The organism is Algibacter sp. 2305UL17-15 (assembly GCF_040720935.1).
Classification (GTDB): Bacteria; Bacteroidota; Bacteroidia; order Flavobacteriales; family Flavobacteriaceae; genus Jejuia.
Genome location: NZ_JBFDAE010000008.1, coordinates 198,786 through 214,548 on the forward strand (window position 1 = coordinate 198,786; position 15,763 = coordinate 214,548).

The window sequence follows — 15,763 nt, forward strand, 5'->3', positions numbered from 1 at the left end:
TTATCGTTCTGCTGATAGCGTTCTTAAGATATACTCTTTTACAATTTTTGGATTGTATGATGGTTGTAGTGTTGAATTTATTCTAAATGTTACTTATAGTCTTTGATTTATAGTCAACATTTCCTCACATTTGCAGTTGTGGAAATTAAGTCTAAAATAGGAAATCGTATTAAAGAATTAAGAGATGTCAAGCAGATGTCTCAAAGGGATTTGGCTTATGCTTCAGATTTAGACCGAAGCTACATAGCAAGCGTTGAAAATGGTAGAAGGAATATTTCAATAGTAAATATTGAGAAAATTGCTGTTGCACTTGGGGTTTCGTTAAAGGAATTTTTTAACAACAAAATTTATGATTGAACTTATTGATGGTTTAGAATATATAAAGTCCCTGATCGAAAATTCAATTACTGAGAGAGGAGAAGCAGGTAAACGTTCGGTAATAAATTCGAGTAAAACAATAAATGTGTTACACGAAGTTGTTAAATCTGATTTAATTTTCAATGGTATTAAGGAAGATTTAATAAAACCAAAACTAGGAACATCAAAGCCAGAAATTAGGTTGGCTGGATTTTTAAAATATAAATATCAAGATGTTTGTGTTTTTCCAAATGATAGTTTTAAGCCAATTCCTGAAATAATAGACTATAACGGTTTGCACTCCGGAAAAAAGGATAAATACGGTGAGTTATTTTCTGAGCATATTTTATCAATAAACCTAAGAAGTCAATTAAGCAGTTTGTCCAAAAACAAGGACACTATGTTTGAAAGGACTTATGCTGAGCCTCTTAATCTACATAGAAGATTGCCAAAGATGGTGCTTGGTGAAGTCTATCTTCTATCGGCTAGAGAGTTGGACTCTAAAGCTGTAAAAGAGAATTTAGTGTCTTATAAGCCTGTATCCAATTCTTCAAAAAATGCTTTGCAAGAATATATTTTTGGATTTTCAGCCTTAAATGGAAGAGTTAATCAAGGTGATGATTTTTTTAAGTATGAAAGAGTTGCGCTATTAATTGTAGATTTTAGCTGTTCACCGATAAAAATTTATAGTTCTGTTGATGAATTAATTGCTGATGGGTTTTTGTATGAAGATACGGGTTGCAGCCTAAACAATATGACTTATACCAATTTCATTGAAGATTTATTAAAATCTTATGATAGGAGATTTGGAACAGGAATATTAAGCTGATATTTATCAGTTAAAAATTCATCAATTTCCATTTTGTCATCAAGACCATTTAATATTTGTATTTCTTCTTTCGTAAAGTTTGGAATAGTAAACTTTTCGATGAAGTTCTTCTGATAACAAGGGAAACCTCCTTGAATAGAAACACTTGTATTACTAACATAATAATCCATTACAATAGAGTTCAAAATTTTTTGTACGACTAAAATGTTTTCTTCTTTTGACATTTCGTGAGTTGAATTCTCAAATAATGTAGTTTCGTTTGAATGATCTCGGTCAAAATAAATACCGTAACCATTTGTGTAATAGGCATCTTCCTCTGGAACAAATAGAAATCTTGGATGTTTACTAAATGTTGGATTTAATATTTTTTTACCGAATCTTGTAATTCCTTGTGTTCTGCCCCAAACATAAAAAGGAAAAAATACTTTTTTACCTTTTCCACGACCTTCTAATTTTTCTTTCTCCGAAAGCAAAAACTCATAGCATTTAGGATATTTAGTAATAAATTCTTCTTCCGGAATTGGAACTGCGGTTTTGGAATTTGTGTGATATGGCGCAATAATTCTTAAAGTGTTGTTTTCAATATCTTTTTGGCTTTTAAATTGAGATATTTTATAAACAGGACGTGTAATTTCTTTTTCAATTAAGAATGTTCCGTTTTCTGTGGTTTTTCTTAAATATCCATTTTCTTCGTTTGCAGAATCTATAAAAAAGACTTCATCTTTTAAGGTAGCAATTCCCACAGCAATGTTGAATAACTGCTTTATTGGTGTTCCAATATTTTCAATTATTTTAATGTTCTCTTGTTCTTTGGTTTTTAATAACCGCCATTTACTGACATCTAAATTTTCCAAATAATTAGGTGAACCGTTTGCTGAAATTAGAAAGTCTGAACAAGTTTGCTCATCTTTAATTTTATCGAATAAAATGGATTCATTAGTCTTTTTATTGGCAAAAGTAATTGCTGTATATGTTTGAGCATCAAAAACTTTTTTATGTCTAAAATCTACAATTCTTGTTACACATTTATTTTGTAGAAAATATTGCCGAAGTGATAAACCTGCTAACGAAGTAAAATAATTGTTGGGTGTAATGTATCCTAATTTCCCATTTTTTGTCAATAATTTATGACCTAATTCAAAGAAGGTAAAATACAAATTGAATGTTCCATTTTCAACGCTTTTCCAATTGTTAATTAAATACAGTCTATTGTCGTCACTTAAATCTTGAAACTTAACATAAGGAGGGTTTCCAACGATTATTTCAAAATCATTTTCCCATTTAGCTTTTAAACTATCTTGATGATAAATATTAAAATCGGATTCTTCTATTATTTCATTGTTCAGAAGACCAAAAAGCGATAAAATTATTTTCGAGCGTTTTACGTTATAATTTAATATGTCAGAACCATAAATATTCTCTTTAATGGTTTTCTTTACATTTTTATTAAAAGTCTTTTGGTAATATTCGACCAAGCCTATTAAAAATGCCCCACAGCCACAACTTGGGTCTAAACATTTGTCTTTGTTTTTTGGAGAAACTTCTTTGATTATAAAATCTACTACATAAGTAGGGGTAAAGAACGCACCATTTACTTTTCTGTCATTGGTAGGAATTAAAAGTTCAAGATAATTTTCTAAAAGTTTTAAGTCTTTAATATTAAGACTTGAAACAAGTAAATAAATTCCCGGCTCAGTTTTAAAATCAGCTAACATTTCTGAAATTATTGGACTTTGATTTGGTTTCAGTTTATTGTTTTGAAGAAAAGAATAAATGAGGTGTTTCTCAATGAGGTTTATCTCGTGAGAATTCAACAGTTCATTTATTGCACTCTTATTCATTGGGATTAATGTTGACTATAAGTAACAAATTTAGGCTTTTTATTTGAACTACCCAAATCGTAACTTAAAGAAAATCTTAACTCTTTGAAGTTTTTCAATCTTGTTTTCACTTTGACAAAAAAAACAAATATTTTTTTGCGGTTGACTTTTCGGTAAGACAGGCAATTTTGATTGCTTGAAAATATTTCAATGTTTTATTTCCAACATTAGATTTGAATAGTATGAACCCCAAACTACTTCTTCCTTCCCCTAGAACGCTTTTTCTCCTTATTCTTAATATAAATATGCTTATATCTTGGGTTGTTGGGCGCATCACGCTGTTCTATTTCAAACCTGTCAGTAGATTTCAACAATGGTGTTAACTTCGGAAAGCCATAATTTCTGGAATCAAAATTTGGGCTTTTCTTTTGTATCAAGCTGCCAACATCCCCTAAAAATGCCCAACCATCTTCATCGGATAAATCAGAAATTGAGGATTGAATCAAACTAATTTCCTTTGCAGTTATTTTGTCAACAGAAGGTTTGGTTCTTACTTTATCTTCGGTTTCATTTTCATCCTTTTCGTCGGTTCTAGTTCGAAGGATTTCAATATAAATAAACTTATCGCAGGCTACAATAAATGGGTTTGGTGTTTTCTTTTCGCCAATACCAATTACTTGCATTCGGGCTTCCCGTAATCGTGTGGCTAAACGTGTAAAATCACTATCACTGGACACAATGCAAAACCCGTCAACTTTTCCAGAATACAGTATATCCATCGCATCTATAATCATTGCCGAATCTGTGGCATTCTTTCCAACGGTATAGCCATATTGCTGTATGGGCGTAATGGCATTTTCTAAAAGCACATTTTTCCATTTGTTGAGGTGTGGTTTTGTCCAATCGCCATAGATCCGTTTTATGGTAGGGTTTCCGTATTTGGCAATCTCTTCCATCATTTCTTTTACATAAGCCGAAGGAATGTTATCTCCATCAATTAAAACAGCAAAGTTCAAATTCATAATAAGTGTTTAAAATAAGCACCTAAGTTAGGGGATAGTTAAACTAGAACCAAACTTAGAGCGATTTTGTTCAAAAATATTGATATGGTAAAATATAGCGATAAAAACTTTATTTTTTTTTGATATTGATAGTTTTGGGTGTTTATTTTTATAAATATGATAAAAATCATAATTATTTTTTAGTGTTTTAAGTAATTTTAATATATCAAAATGAAGGTAAAAAAACGGCAAAGTAACAACTACTGTTTTTAAAGCGATTACAAAACAAATAAACTGATAATCATGATACCTAAAAAGAACCCAGAAAAGGAGGTTGGCAGAAATAGCAGCCTTTATTTCGCAATAGGACTCAACGTTATGCTATTTATTTCATGGCAAGCCATAGAGTATAAAACATACGAAAAGGAAGAAATTGTTCAGGAAATAGTGGTGATGGAAAAAGTGGTTGAAGAGGAGATTCCGTTAGTAATAAGTACAAACGTACCACCACCTCCGCCACCACCCGTAGTAATGCAAGAATCTGTACAAATAGTAGAGGATACGGAAGATGTTGAGGAAACTATTTTTGAAAGTACAGAGAGTAGTCAAGAAGATTTAATTTCTACAAATCAAGAAGTAATTAGGGTTGAAGATGTTCAAGTAGGTGAAATAGAGGAGGTAGTTGAAGTGCCGTTTGCAATTATTGAAGATGTGCCACTTTTTCCAGGTTGCGAAAACGTTAAAAAATCTGAACGACGCGCTTGTTTTCAACAAATGATGAATGAACATGTTGCTAAACACTTTAATTATCCAGAGTTAGCTTTAGAAATGGGAATTAGTGGGCGTGTGTTTGTCATATTTGTAATTGCTCCCGATGGGCAAATTACAAAAATAAGAACTCGTGGGCCAGATAAGATCCTTGAAGAAGAAGCACATAGAATTATAAGTTTATTGCCTAGGATGATACCGGGAAAACAACGTGGAAGACCGGTAAGTGTTCCGTTTAGTGTGCCTATTAATTTTAAAATGGCAGATCAATAATAAAAACATGAAAATTGTATTTGGGTTGGTGTCAATTGTCATATTTGGAGGTTTGAAAATTAGTTGAAATGTCAGTCTGGGCATTAACGAGCTCAAGATATATTTTGGCGAAGGTAGCTTACGAAGTAAGTCGAAGATATTTGAAATATGGTTTTTAATAGCATTTCGCCTGCGTTCAATGTGACAACAATTTCAATTATTTTAATAGTACTATTAAAATGTATATTTCAAACCTATAACGTAGGTATTGTTTCCAGATGAAAATCCGATATCTAAATTTCTGTTTTTATGAGGTTTGGTAAAAATGTATGTGGTTCCAATACCAACCGTCGCGCCAGCTAAAACATCCCATATATCATGCCAACCGTTAGGTCCTTCCATTCTACTTACGCCAACAATTGCAGCTAGGATGTAAGCGTACTTACCATATTTCCAACCATAGCGTCGTTGTATAAAAGAGGCACCCGAGAATGCCGAAGTTGTATGCCCAGAAGGGAAAGCATCAAATAAATTTCTTCCTTCGGGGCGTTCTTTTTTTACAATTCTTTTTAATGTGTGTGTAACAATAAAACTAGAACCATATGAGAGCGCAAATTGTTTCGTGCCTTCCCAATCTTTTTTAATAATAGTCGTCAATCCTGCACCTATGGGTAGAGCAAGTTGTAAAATATCGCCCGTATCTTCTAAAACAAACTCCCATTTTTCATGCATCTTATCATCAGGCTCGTTAATTTGAGCAATACCTTTAGAGGAATAAAGAACTATTACAAAACAAGATATAATGGTATAAATGGGTTTGTAATTCAAAGTTTTTCTGGTTTAATGGTTGTTGTTTTAACTGTGAAAATTACTGATTTATTGCGCTTTGGCTCTAAATATACAATTCAGAATACATATTTTACAGTTCGGTCATTATACTTTTAAAAAGTTGGACTTCTAGATGATATTTGTAGTGTCATCAAAACATAAAAGTTATGCAACATCTTATCAAAATTATCTGCCTTTTCGTTTTAAGTACATCCTATGCTATTGCTCAGGACAATTCGGAAAATGAGGTTATTGTAAACATTTCAAATTTAAAAAGTAACGATGGAAAAGTATTCGTGGCACTTTACAATTCAGAAGAAAGCTTTTTAGGTAAAGGATTTAAAGCTATGGTTGCTAAAATAGAGAACAACAATTGTGAAGTTATTTTTAAAAATGTGCCTAATGGCATTTATGCTGTTTCAATGTTTCATGACGAAAACGACAATAATAAAATGGACACTATGGTTTTTGGAATCCCAAAAGAAGATTACGGATGTTCAAATAACGCCAAAGGTTTTATGGGACCTCCAAAATGGGATGATGCAAAATTCACGATCAATAACAAATCAGTAACACAAAACATCAAACTTTAAAAATCAACAACAATGAAACATCTTATCATCATCACAACACTTTTAGTTTCTGTAGTAACAACTGCTCAAACCAATTATGAAAAAGGCATGCAAAAAGCATTTGAATTATGGGGCAACAACAAACCAACCGAAGCCGCAAATATGTTTGAACGTATAGCCTCTGCTGAACCTGATAATTGGTTACCGCCGTATTGGGCAGCACAAATAAATATTGTAACAAGTTTTGGCGAAAAAGATAAGGACAAGTTATCGGCGCAATTAAAAAAAGGACAAGATTTGTTAAATGACGCTACTGCCATTTCAAAAAATAATCCAGAGATTATGGTCATGCAGGCATTGTTGCATACGGCTTGGATAGCTTCAGACGGGGCTGCATATGGCATGACATTATCGCCAAAAGTTGTAGAACTATATGCTAAGGCCGAAGTACTTGCTCCAAAAAATCCGAGAGTAGTGGCATCAAAAGCGGAGTGGAATATTGGCAGTGCGCAATATTTTGGACAAGATACTGCACCATTTTGTAAAGATTTAGAGCGTGCTTTAGAACTTTTTGCTAATTTTAAACCAGAAACACCATTTCATCCCAATTGGGGAAAAGAACGCGCAGCACAATTATTAAAATCTTGTGAGAAATAAATTAAGAATAGTAAAAGATACCTTATGTCTAAGTTGGTTAAAAATGCCCTAGTTGCCTTTATTATTGGATGCGTAGTGTATGTTATTGGAAACTTTGTTTCTGGCGGATTCGATTATAAAGACAGTAGTGAGTTTTTAACCGATTTTATCTTCTATCAACTGTATGCTTTTGTTCTTGGTTTTACAAACATGTATTTTTTTGGTTACATGGAGCGTTTAACTTGGAACAGAAATAAACCTCTAAAACGAATTATTGTTGGCGTAATTGGTTCTACTGTAATCACGTTAATAGGCTTGTTTATTCTTAGAGCTACTACCAATGTGTTTTACTATGGAAATACTTTTGAAGAATTTTTAGCCTATGAAAAATTAGAACATTACAAATTCGGATTGTGGATTACCTTAACCATTGTTGCCATATTTCATGTTATTTATTTTTATAATAAGTTTCAACAAAACCGAATTAAAGAACAAAAAGTAATTGCAGGAACGGCAAGTGCTAAGTTCGATGCTTTAAAAAATCAACTCGATCCGCATTTTCTGTTCAATAGTTTAAATGTATTGACTAGTTTAATCGAGGAAAATCCAGAGCAAGCTCAAAAATTTACAACATCGCTTTCAAAAGTATATCGCTATGTGTTAGAGCAAAAAAATAAGGAATTGGTAACCGTAGATGAAGAATTACAATTCGCAAAAACATACATGTCTCTGTTGAAAATGAGATTTGAAGACAGCATTGTTTTTACAATGCCAGAGCAAGCCATAAAACCCGATAGTAAAGTAGTGCCATTATCATTACAGCTCCTGTTGGAAAACGCCGTAAAGCACAATATGGTAACATCAACAAAACCCTTGCACATTACAATTTATGAAGACGGCGGATATCTGGTAGTAGAAAACAATTTACAACCTAAACAAATCGTAAAAAAGAGTAGTGGTGTAGGTTTAAGTAATATTATGCAACGCTACAACTTGTTAACTAACAGGAAAATAGACATCAAAAAAGAGGCAAAACGTTTTGCAGTAGCAATACCAATGCTTACCAAACAAATATCAGTCATGAGAACAGAACAATCAACATCAAAATTAGACGACAGCTACATGCGAGCATTAAATCATGTAGATGAACTTAAAGGCTTTTATTACAGTCTAATATCGTATTGCCTAGTCATTCCTTTTTTAATATTCATCAACTACAAAACATCTTGGGGTTTTCAATGGTTTTGGTTTCCGATGTTCGGTTGGGGTATTGGTATAACTATTCAAGCCTTTAAGGTTTTTGTAAACGATGGTGCATTTGGCAGAAATTGGGAAAAGCGTAAAATGGAAGAATTTATGCGTAACGAAGATAAAAATTGGGACTAAAAATTAAAGGACCATGGAAAAAATACCAGATTTTGAAACCGACAAAAAAGCGATAAGAGCCCGTAAACGTATCGAGGCAATAAAAGGCTTTTACCAACACCTATTTGCATATTGCCTATTCACGCCGTTCACAATTTTTATCAACTATAAAACCTATTGGGATTATAAATGGTTTTGGTTTTCAGTTATAGGTTGGGGCATAGCGGTAGTAATCCATGCCTTTGTAGTTTTTGTGCATAAAGGTACATTTGGGCGCGAGTGGGAAGAGCGCAAAATTGAAGAATTAATGCGAAAAGAGCAAAACAACTGGGACTAAAAATTAAAACAATGGAAGATTATAAATTAGAACCATACCAAAATAAAGACTATCAAAAGGAGCAAGCCTATGTACGTGCAAAAAAACGTGTAAAAGAGCTTAAAGGCTTTTACTGGCATGCTTTCTGGTATATCGCGGTCAATATTTTTATTGTGTCTATGATTGTGGCTAATGGGGGTAGTCTATGGCATTTCGGAACCTATTCAACCGCCCTCTTCTGGGGTATAGGTTTAGGGTTTCACGCACTATGTGTGTTTGGCAAAAATCTCCTTTTCAGTAAATCTTGGGAAGACAAAAAAATTAAACAATACATGGATAACGATAAAAAACAATGGAAATAAAGTAATTTGGGCGCCCGCCTGCCGGTAGGTAGGTAGGTAGGTAGGTAGGTAGGTTACCACAAGTATTGGGCTTTCCGTTCCTCCCGAAGCTTCGGGACTCGCACTTCCTTCGTCAGTCTGTGGGCTTTAATTCATGCCTTTCTAGTTTTCATTAATGAATTCATGAACATAAATGTTTCGCAGCAATCCCTAGCGCATCTATCAATTAACTAAAAGTAAATCATCTAAAACAAAATCAATCAATGAAAGTAATTATAATAGAAGACGAAAAACCATCAGCAAGACGTTTGCAACGTATGCTCCAAAATTTAGATTTGAATGCGGAGGTCTTATTACATTCCGTAGAAGCATCTTTAGATTGGTTTCAAAAAAACACCCATCCCGATTTAATTTTTCTAGACATACAATTAAGCGACGGACTGTCATTTCAGATTTTCGAAACTATCGACATAAAATCTGCAGTAATTTTCACAACAGCTTACGACGAATACGCACTTCAAGCTTTCAAACTGAATAGTATCGATTATTTGTTAAAACCTATTGACGAGGACGATTTGGCAATTGCCGTAAAAAAATATCAAGAACGTTTACCCCAGAAACAAACCGTATCCTTAGATTTTGATGACATCAAAAAACTACTCGTAAACCCCATAGACCGGGACTACAAAAAACGCTTTTCAGTAAAAGTAGGGCAACATTTAAAACTCGTTAATATAGATGAAATAGAATGTTTTTACAGCGAAAATAAGGGGACATATCTTTATACTTCAGAGGGAAGAAACTATTTAATAGATACAACCTTAGAGCATCTAGAAGATGAGCTGGAACCGCACACCTTCTTTCGTGTTAATCGTAAATTCTTCGTGAACATAAATGCCATAAAAGATATGGTAAGTTATACTAATTCACGTTTGCAAATAAAACTAAACTCTTATAACGAGCAGGAAGTAATAGTTGCTAGAGAGCGGGTTAGGGACTTTAAATCTTGGCTGGAGTAGTATAGTTTTAATATCGGATAAGTTAATTTTTTAATCTAAACGATATTTTGTATCCTTGGGGTGTGTGGGAGGTAGATACAACATATAGAGAAGGGTTAATACTATTTTTGAACGTTTATTCGATAAAGTTCAGACTCTGGTAGCGGCTAGACCTTTGCCCAATATTGCTATCCATAAAATTAGGGAAGCATTATCTATAGAATGGACTTATAATTCCAACAGTATAGAAGGAAATACCTTGAGTCTTCGTGAAACACAAGTGGTGCTTCAAGAAGGTATCACAATAAAAGGTAAGTCTTTACGAGAGCATTTTGAAGCAAAAAACCATAAAACAGCCATAGATTATTTATACACTTTGGTTACAGCTCATTACCTGCTTTCATCTAAAGATATTTTAACTTTACATGGTTTTGTATTGCGTTCCATCGAAGATGATTTTGTGGGGAGGTTAAGAAATGGAGGCGTGCGTATTTCTGGTGCAAACTTTATTCCGCCCAATGCTAGAAAAGTTCCAGATTTATTGGATGAGCTTGTTGAGTTTATCAACAAAAATCCTTTAGGTTTGAATGTTTTGGAATTGGCAACTTTTTTCCATCATAAATTTGTTTGGATTCATCCTTTTTTTGATGGCAATGGTAGAACGGTTCGCTTAGCCATGAATTTAATTTTAATGAAACACGGTTTTCCTCCTGCAATCATTTTAAAAAACGATAGAAAGAAATATTACAGTGCTTTAATTGCTGCGCATAAAGAAGATTATTCAAAATTGATGCTTTTAATGTGTCAGTCTTTAGAGCGAACACTCAATATATATTTAAGCGTTTTGCCCGATAATACCTTAGACTATAAAATAGTTTCAGATATTGTTAAAGAACCCGATGTGCCTTATGGTCAAGAATATATCAGTTTATTGGCAAGACAAGGCAAAATAGATGCCCATAAAGAAGGCCGAAATTGGTACACCACAAAAGAAGCAATTATCAATTATATAAATAATAGAAAGCGGGAACGATGCGTCAATTATTTCTCATCAATCCTGTTTTCATCAAAGGCTGAAGGCAATAACTTAGGGATAAATTTAACTACCAAAGGCAGTAGTAATGCACCTCCAGGAAGTAAAAATATAGCAAGACTTGGTATGGATTTAAAAATATCTAAAAGTTGTTCTTGCACTTTTTGTTGTTCTTCTTTGGTTAAATCCCTATGGGTAGATTGAGATAATAAAACCATTAATTCCTTACTGTCTTTTAATTCTTGGTAGAGACGTTTACTGTTTCTGGTAATCAATTTTTTTACCATTTTACTAGAGTTATTGTAAAAACTCTGCACTACGTTTTTGGAACTTAAAACTGCAATATTATCTTTATTTTTGGTGTAAAACTGATTTACTGTTTTTATGGATTGCTGTGTTCTTGAAAAACTTAATTTTAAATCTTTTCCAAGTTTTTCTAGAAAATGCTGTTCGTCAATATCAATCATTTGGTCGCTCCATGTTGCCATACACGCCAAATCTAAAACATAATATTTTTCTTGTTCTGTTGCTATGCTACTTATGGCTTTCTTATAGTCTAAATTATTACTTTCATTAAACCGCAATGAGGACTGGAATAGCTTTATCAAACTTTCATCATACTGATTTTTTATTTCCTTTGAATTTAAAACATCCAAAGAAATAGCAACTATAGAGCCTTCTAATTTTTTTATGTAATCAATGGAAAAAGAGGCGCGCTTTAAATACTCTTGGTATGCTAGCACATCTACATACAACAATGCATTTATAATAAAATAATTAAAGTTTTTAGTAAGCACATTCGCATCAATCTGGATGCGTTTATGGATAATACTTTCTAGTTGCTCGCTCGATTTTTTACCACCTAATAAATCAGAAAAAAAAGAGGTTTTTGTTTCATTAATCTCTGTGTAAAAATTGATAACGCTATCAATAAAGGGCGTGGGGCAATTCGATGTATTATAGGTGTAATAAAAAGCCAAAAACAGATTGACTTTGCAGATTTCTTCTTCTGTAAGATCTTTTTTCTGAACAATCTGGGCTACTACCTCTTGGTTGCTTCCATAAATAAAGCCACAACTTCTTAGGGCATCATAAAATACCTCTTCATTATAATTGAGAAAGAGATTGTTTGAAACAACTTCTTTAAGTAATTTTTTAATCCAACCGGTCGATGATGGGTTCATATCTTTTTCTAGGGTTCGGTAAAAGTAATCTTTTAACTGAAAATGGCGCAATTTTTTCTTTAACAAAATTTTAACAAAACCGCTCTTTTCTTTTTTTCGTAGGTATGGCTGAGAGTGAAAAATTAATAATAACAAAAACCTCAAAATTATGAAAAATTTTAAAACAGTATTAGGAGTTGGAGTTTTAGCAGTAGCTAGTTTCTTCGCAATTGCAGCAGATCATATAGATGCGCCTGCAGTAAAAGGTGGTACAAGTGATATCACCGATTTTTATGCCTTTCAGGGCGAAAACACAAATAATTTAGTGTTTGTAGCAAATGTTCAAGGATTAATAAGTCCAGCAAATACGGGAGCAGCATCTTTTGATGAGAATGTTTTAGTAGAAATCAACATTGACAATACAGGCGATAATGTTGAAGATTTAGTAATCCAAGCCATTCCAAGAAATGGTAAAATGTACTTTTTTGGTCCAATAGCGCCTTCGCAAACGGGATTGAACAGCGTTATTCAAACCAATTCTACTGTTGGTGGCATTGTGGATATTACTGCATATGGCTCTAGTGAAAGTATTATAGAAAATAATGGAATGAGCTTTTTCGCAGGTCCAAGAGACGATCCGTTCTTTATGGATTTTGCCCAATATTCTGCAATAATTGGTGGTACAGCAACAGCATTTAACGATCCAGGCGCGGATACATTCGCAGGATCTAACGTCATGTCTATTGTAGTTGAAGTACCTAAAGCCATGATTAGTGGTTCAGGAACTAGTAATACTATCAATACTTGGGTAGAAACCAAAACAAAATAATAACAGTCATTAACCTTTAAAATATAAATCATGAAAAATTTAAAAATAGTTACCCTAGTAATAGCACTTTCATTTTTAGCATTTAATTGTTCAAAAAATGATGACGATATAACAATACCTCCAGGACCCGATTTTTCTGGAACCTATTCACAGGCAGATCAAATGGGAAGACCAGCAGTAAATACTGTATTTGTGTCTTCAGCAAGTAAGGATATGTTTAATGTAACAATCCCTTCGGAACAAGATGCCGCTTTTCAAAGTATGTTTGAAACGAACTTAACAGGATTAAGTCCTGCGTTTGCAAATACAGGAGATAAAAATGCTTTAATGCAAGATGCTGCTGCTTTCACAAGACTTTTGGCAACCGATGTTTTAAATGTTTCGTTGGATGGAAAAACAACTTTCTATGATGGAACAAATGTTTTAACAGGTCGTGCTTTGGCCGATGATGTGATTACTGTTGAACTGTTATTGATTTTTGGCGGAGAAGATTTTACTGAAAATCCAACGCTGTCTGACGATCATGTTGATGCTAATGATAAACCTTTTTTAACCTCGTTCCCATATTTAGCCTCACCATGGTAATGGCTATCTCTCCCGAGTATGTTTTGAAAAAAACATGCTCGGTTATTTAAAAGAATTACTAACAAAAAAACACAAAACAATGAAAACCATAAACCTCTTAGCTTTTACAATTATTTTATTGGTAGTAGGATGTAAAGACAATTCTCCAGCACCAACTTTAGTAACAAATTCTAAAGATTACAACCACTATTTAAAAACAGAAAAAAATGAGATGTTGGATGCTGCACAACAGGATTATAAATTTTGGGAAAAAAAGCTTGAAAAAGAGCCAAATCAGTTTCCGTATTTGGTAAAAGCTGCAGCATCCCAATCTCTATTATTTAATAAAACAGGTAAAATAAAACATTTAATACAAGCAGAAGTCTATTTGGTAGCAGCAAACGAAGCTACTGCTTATAAAAATTCTGGATATTTAAGAGCATTGTCTAGAAATTATATTTCGCAACACAAATTTAAAGACGCTTTAGAATTACTGAAAAAAGCAGAAGCTAATGGCGATAAACTAAAGTCAACTCAAAAAATGTTGTTCGATGTGTATTTAGAGTTAGGCAATACAGAAGCCGCAAAGCAGTATTTAACTAAAATTGAAAATTATAAAGATTTCGATTTCTTAATAAGATTATCAAAATGGAGCGATCATGAAGGCGATTTAGATAATGCCATTTTATATTTAAAAAAGGCTACAGAAATAGTTGAAGCTCATAAAAATGAAGGTTTAAAACAATGGGCATACACCAATTTAGCTGATTATTACGGGCATGCAGGAAAAATTGAAGCGTCCTATAATCATTATTTAAAGGCTTTAGAAATTGATCCAAATGATGCTTATGCAAAAAAGGGAATTGCTTGGATCGTGTATTCTCACGAGAAAAATCCAGATGAAGCATTACGTATTTTAAATGCCATTATTGAAAATTACAACGCACCGGATTATTATCTGTTGAAAGCAGAAATTGCTGAGTTTAAAGGCGATATAATTCAGAAAGAAACACAATTAGAATTATACAATAATGCTGTTACGAATAATTTATATGGCGACATGTATAATAAATATAACGTGTTATTATTTGCTGAAGATTCTAAAAAAACAGCTGAAGCTTTAAGAATAGCCAATCAAGAAATTAATAACAGACCCACCGAACAGTCTTACGATTTGTTAGCCTGGGCATATTACAATCATGGCGATGTAAAAGGCGCTTTAGAAATTATGGAAAATCATGTAGTTGGAAAAACTTCCGAACCAGAAGCTATGTACCATTTGGCGCAAATTTATAAAGCAAACGGTTTGGTAGATAATGCAAAAACATTAAAAGGAGAATTATTGGAAAGTACGTTTGAATTAGGACCATTAATGGCCCAACATATTAAGAATATTTAGTTTAGAACTTACAAATTGATTTAAGAGGAATTAGTTTGATTTTTGAAACCTAAAGATGGTTTGGTTTTAGGTTTTTTTTGTTAGGATGAAAGTCGTCATGTTACAGAAATGTGATTGGTGGCTTTTGTTTTGTTTAGTTTTTCAGAAATCGAAGCAATTAATTTTAAGATTTTTGGAGTAATTTATGAGGATATTTCATTTTTATAGTATCATATGATACTATCACTTATCTATACTGTTTCTTCGAATTGAGTGATTTTAAAATCAGTTTTTTTCTCTTGACACGATGCGAAAGAAGAAAATAATAATAATAAAATCAGAAGCTTGTTCATTAAATCTCGGTTTTTCTTAAATGCAGTACGTCTTCGTGTATGGTTAGTTGCGGAAAGGAATGTGTGTTATTTTCCGCTAAATTGATTTTTCTTAAAGGTAGGAATTTTCCAAAGAGTCACTAGCCGAGCAATTATTTTTACACGGTGTGCCTGTTGCACAACGTTTTGGTAAATATACAGAAATTTCGTATATTAACATATGCAAGGCAACAAGATATTTCAAGAAAAGCTGTTCAGCAGTTTCCAGTTGAGCGCTCGGGTTCCGCGGGACAATTTTTACCGCAGGCTATCATCGGTTTTAGATCTGGAATTCCTCCGTAAAGAGACAAAAAGGTATTATGGCAGTTGTGGCCAAAAAAG

General features: G+C 33.1%; 14 protein-coding genes and 3 pseudogenes. 13 read left to right on the forward strand and 4 right to left on the reverse strand.

Translation table 11 applies throughout. The features are described from left to right. Positions 1–138: 138 nt before the first annotated feature. Both ABXQ82_RS10775 and ABXQ82_RS10780 read left to right on the forward strand, forming a co-directional pair. A complete protein-coding gene (locus ABXQ82_RS10775) occupies positions 139–357 on the forward strand; it encodes a helix-turn-helix transcriptional regulator (RefSeq protein ID WP_367059054.1) in 219 nt (72 codons plus the stop codon). Next, the gene (locus ABXQ82_RS10780) at positions 350–1,186 is read left to right on the forward strand and encodes a hypothetical protein (RefSeq protein WP_367059057.1); all 837 of its coding nucleotides are present in this window, start codon (positions 350–352) and stop codon (positions 1,184–1,186) included. The genes ABXQ82_RS10775 and ABXQ82_RS10780 overlap by 8 nt, the downstream gene beginning before the upstream one ends. On the opposite strand, the gene ABXQ82_RS10785 is transcribed toward ABXQ82_RS10780, so the two are convergent. After that, entirely contained in the window at positions 1,150–3,027 is a 1,878-nt protein-coding gene (locus ABXQ82_RS10785; RefSeq protein ID WP_367059060.1) for an N-6 DNA methylase, read from the reverse strand. The genes ABXQ82_RS10780 and ABXQ82_RS10785 overlap by 37 nt on opposite strands. Before the next feature lie 233 nt (positions 3,028–3,260). Then, a complete protein-coding gene (locus ABXQ82_RS10790) occupies positions 3,261–4,028 on the reverse strand; it encodes an NYN domain-containing protein (protein ID WP_367059063.1) in 768 nt (255 codons plus the stop codon). A gap of 282 nt (positions 4,029–4,310) precedes the next feature. Here ABXQ82_RS10790 and ABXQ82_RS10795 point away from each other — a divergent pair, with 282 nt between their 5' ends. Next, positions 4,311–5,048 carry an energy transducer TonB gene (locus tag ABXQ82_RS10795; protein WP_367059066.1) on the forward strand — a complete coding sequence of 246 codons (738 nt, stop codon included), beginning with the start codon at positions 4,311–4,313 and terminating at the stop codon, positions 5,046–5,048. A 213-nt stretch (positions 5,049–5,261) separates the two neighbouring features. On the opposite strand, the gene ABXQ82_RS10800 is transcribed toward ABXQ82_RS10795, so the two are convergent. Next, the gene (locus ABXQ82_RS10800) at positions 5,262–5,855 is read right to left on the reverse strand and encodes a phosphatase PAP2 family protein (protein ID WP_367059069.1); all 594 of its coding nucleotides are present in this window, start codon (positions 5,853–5,855) and stop codon (positions 5,262–5,264) included. 167 nt (positions 5,856–6,022) lie between these two features. On the opposite strand from ABXQ82_RS10800, the gene ABXQ82_RS10805 reads away from it, so the two are divergent. The 7 genes and pseudogenes from ABXQ82_RS10805 to ABXQ82_RS10835 all read left to right on the forward strand — a co-directional run. Next, complete coding sequence (locus tag ABXQ82_RS10805; protein WP_367059072.1) at positions 6,023–6,448, forward strand: DUF2141 domain-containing protein; 426 nt, start codon at positions 6,023–6,025, stop codon at positions 6,446–6,448. Positions 6,449–6,460: 12 nt separating this feature from the next. After that, a complete protein-coding gene (locus tag ABXQ82_RS10810) occupies positions 6,461–7,084 on the forward strand; it encodes a hypothetical protein (protein WP_367059075.1) in 624 nt (207 codons plus the stop codon). A 24-nt stretch (positions 7,085–7,108) separates the two neighbouring features. Next, complete coding sequence (locus tag ABXQ82_RS10815) at positions 7,109–8,449, forward strand: histidine kinase (RefSeq protein ID WP_367059077.1); 1,341 nt, start codon at positions 7,109–7,111, stop codon at positions 8,447–8,449. A 13-nt stretch (positions 8,450–8,462) separates the two neighbouring features. Next, the gene (locus ABXQ82_RS10820) at positions 8,463–8,765 is read left to right on the forward strand and encodes a 2TM domain-containing protein (RefSeq protein WP_367059079.1); all 303 of its coding nucleotides are present in this window, start codon (positions 8,463–8,465) and stop codon (positions 8,763–8,765) included. Positions 8,766–8,776: 11 nt separating this feature from the next. Continuing rightward, a complete protein-coding gene (locus tag ABXQ82_RS10825) occupies positions 8,777–9,106 on the forward strand; it encodes a 2TM domain-containing protein (protein ID WP_367059081.1) in 330 nt (109 codons plus the stop codon). Positions 9,107–9,348: 242 nt separating this feature from the next. Then, positions 9,349–10,104 (forward strand): LytTR family DNA-binding domain-containing protein, encoded by a 756-nt coding sequence (locus ABXQ82_RS10830; RefSeq protein ID WP_367059083.1) that lies wholly within the window; start codon positions 9,349–9,351, stop codon positions 10,102–10,104. A gap of 262 nt (positions 10,105–10,366) precedes the next feature. Next, positions 10,367–10,714: pseudogene (locus ABXQ82_RS10835) on the forward strand (Fic family protein); the annotation flags it as partial. A 410-nt stretch (positions 10,715–11,124) separates the two neighbouring features. Here ABXQ82_RS10835 and ABXQ82_RS10840 read toward each other — a convergent pair. After that, positions 11,125–12,300, reverse strand: a complete 1,176-nt coding sequence (locus ABXQ82_RS10840; protein ID WP_367059085.1) for an LETM1-related biofilm-associated protein — start codon at positions 12,298–12,300, stop codon at positions 11,125–11,127. Between the two features lie 148 nt (positions 12,301–12,448). Between ABXQ82_RS10840 and ABXQ82_RS10845 the strand changes: the two are divergent. From ABXQ82_RS10845 to ABXQ82_RS10855, 3 genes and pseudogenes are all read left to right on the forward strand, one after another. Continuing rightward, positions 12,449–12,721: pseudogene (locus tag ABXQ82_RS10845) on the forward strand (DUF4331 family protein); the annotation flags it as partial. 33 nt (positions 12,722–12,754) lie between these two features. Further along, positions 12,755–13,693 (forward strand): annotated as a pseudogene (locus ABXQ82_RS10850) (DUF4331 family protein). Positions 13,694–13,772: 79 nt separating this feature from the next. Then, positions 13,773–15,071, forward strand: coding sequence for a cell surface protein (locus ABXQ82_RS10855; protein ID WP_367059088.1), 1,299 nt, complete (start codon positions 13,773–13,775; stop codon positions 15,069–15,071). The last annotated feature ends 692 nt before the right edge of the window (positions 15,072–15,763 follow it).

What these genes read in the sequence shown, in the direction of transcription:
- ABXQ82_RS10780 (WP_367059057.1), top strand. Translation starts at nt 350, where the DNA reads ATGATTGAACTTATTGATGGTTTAGAATATATAAAGTCCCTGATCGAA.
- ABXQ82_RS10785 (WP_367059060.1), bottom strand. Translation starts at nt 3,027, where the DNA reads ATGAATAAGAGTGCAATAAATGAACTGTTGAATTCTCACGAGATAAAC.
- ABXQ82_RS10790 (WP_367059063.1), bottom strand. Translation starts at nt 4,028, where the DNA reads ATGAATTTGAACTTTGCTGTTTTAATTGATGGAGATAACATTCCTTCG.
- ABXQ82_RS10795 (WP_367059066.1), top strand. Translation starts at nt 4,311, where the DNA reads ATGATACCTAAAAAGAACCCAGAAAAGGAGGTTGGCAGAAATAGCAGC.
- ABXQ82_RS10805 (WP_367059072.1), top strand. Translation starts at nt 6,023, where the DNA reads ATGCAACATCTTATCAAAATTATCTGCCTTTTCGTTTTAAGTACATCC.
- ABXQ82_RS10810 (WP_367059075.1), top strand. Translation starts at nt 6,461, where the DNA reads ATGAAACATCTTATCATCATCACAACACTTTTAGTTTCTGTAGTAACA.
- ABXQ82_RS10815 (WP_367059077.1), top strand. Translation starts at nt 7,109, where the DNA reads ATGTCTAAGTTGGTTAAAAATGCCCTAGTTGCCTTTATTATTGGATGC.
- ABXQ82_RS10820 (WP_367059079.1), top strand. Translation starts at nt 8,463, where the DNA reads ATGGAAAAAATACCAGATTTTGAAACCGACAAAAAAGCGATAAGAGCC.
- ABXQ82_RS10825 (WP_367059081.1), top strand. Translation starts at nt 8,777, where the DNA reads ATGGAAGATTATAAATTAGAACCATACCAAAATAAAGACTATCAAAAG.
- ABXQ82_RS10830 (WP_367059083.1), top strand. Translation starts at nt 9,349, where the DNA reads ATGAAAGTAATTATAATAGAAGACGAAAAACCATCAGCAAGACGTTTG.
- ABXQ82_RS10840 (WP_367059085.1), bottom strand. Translation starts at nt 12,300, where the DNA reads ATGAACCCATCATCGACCGGTTGGATTAAAAAATTACTTAAAGAAGTT.
- ABXQ82_RS10855 (WP_367059088.1), top strand. Translation starts at nt 13,773, where the DNA reads ATGAAAACCATAAACCTCTTAGCTTTTACAATTATTTTATTGGTAGTA.